Annotated in this window: 1 protein-coding gene; it reads left to right on the plus strand. The window is 61.9% G+C overall.

Features of this window, described 5'->3' with window-relative positions; all coding sequences use genetic code 11:
• Positions 1 to 236: AMP-binding protein (locus tag QP437_RS10435; protein WP_285267794.1), on the plus strand; the 236-nt coding region annotated here is incomplete at both ends.

Below are 236 nucleotides of genomic sequence, written 5' to 3' on the forward strand. Positions count from 1 at the left end.
TTCGCCGGGATCGCTGGGCGTCTTTCTTGCCGGAGGAACGGTTGTTCTGGCGGCCGATCCCAGCGCCACGCTCTGTTTCCCATTGATTGAAAAACATCAGGTTAACGTTACCGCGCTGGTGCCACCCGCAGTCAGCCTGTGGTTGCAGGCGCTGACCGAAGGCGAAAGCCGGGCGCAGCTTGCCTCGCTGAAACTGTTACAGGTCGGCGGCGCACGTCTTTCTGCCACCCTTGCGG

Source organism: Haemophilus sp. UMB1048, from assembly GCF_030218125.1.
Taxonomy (GTDB): domain Bacteria; phylum Pseudomonadota; class Gammaproteobacteria; order Enterobacterales; family Pasteurellaceae; genus Haemophilus_D.